The 780-nt window shown below is 50.4% G+C and carries 2 protein-coding genes; both read left to right on the top strand.

What is annotated here, in order from left to right:
* On the top strand, positions 1-393 hold a 393-nt coding region (locus tag B3Z49_RS01390), incomplete at its 5' end, for an EAL domain-containing protein (protein WP_296987710.1).
* A 218-nt stretch (positions 394-611) separates the two neighbouring features.
* Positions 612-734, top strand: coding sequence for a hypothetical protein (locus B3Z49_RS01385; protein ID WP_255356118.1), 123 nt, complete (start codon positions 612-614; stop codon positions 732-734).
* The last annotated feature ends 46 nt before the right edge of the window (positions 735-780 follow it).

Genomic DNA, 780 nt, shown 5'->3' with positions numbered 1-780 from the left:
ATGAAGATCCTGTCTGATATCAAGAAGCTGGGCGTGCGGATTGCCATGGATGATTTCGGCACCGGTTATTCGTCGCTTGCCACCTTGCAAAACTTCCCGGTAGATCGCATCAAGATCGACCAGTCCTTTATCAAGAAGCTGGTCAGCAACGATCAGGCGATTGCCATCGTCCGTGCTGTGATCAATCTGAGCCGCGACCTCAACCTCGAGGTGATTGCAGAGGGGGTCGAAACCGACGAGCAGGCAAGCTTCCTGAACGATCATGATTGCCGCTCTGTGCAGGGGTACAAGTACGGATATCCCAAGCCGATAAGCGACTATGCACATGTCGTAAATCCGACGGAATTCCCCGAAACTACTGCGAATCGGGACAGCGGCATTGAAACCGTTTGATTGTTATGGAACCGGAAAAGGCATAATGCGTTTCAAACAGGCAGGGCCATTGCAATTTGTGACAAAACAGGCAGCAAAAACGTGACCTTTTCCATGAGGTTGAAAGTTTTTTGACGTTTTTTGAGCAACAACTCTTGTAACTCGGCCATCTGCCTGCCTATATTTGACGTGTGCCGAGCCCGGCACATTGACACTACCTGTCATAAGACGGAGTAAACATGATGAATAAGCGCAAAGCAGTTGCAATCGCCATTGCCCGTGAACAGCAGATCGCCCGTTCGATGGAAATCCTGTTCGCCGGTACCATTCTGGCCGTCATCGCATCGCTTCTGGTCATCTGACCTACGCTTCGCTTTCATCATTAGCGTCCCCATTCAAACCAACTGG

This window comes from Thalassospira sp. UBA1131 (genome assembly GCF_002311515.1).
GTDB lineage: Bacteria > Pseudomonadota > Alphaproteobacteria > Rhodospirillales > Thalassospiraceae > Thalassospira.
The sequence above is the reverse complement of the archived record's forward strand: the minus strand, read 5'-3'. Positions and strand labels throughout refer to the sequence as shown.

What these genes read in the sequence shown, in the direction of transcription:
- B3Z49_RS01385 (WP_255356118.1), top strand. Translation starts at nt 612, where the DNA reads ATGATGAATAAGCGCAAAGCAGTTGCAATCGCCATTGCCCGTGAACAG.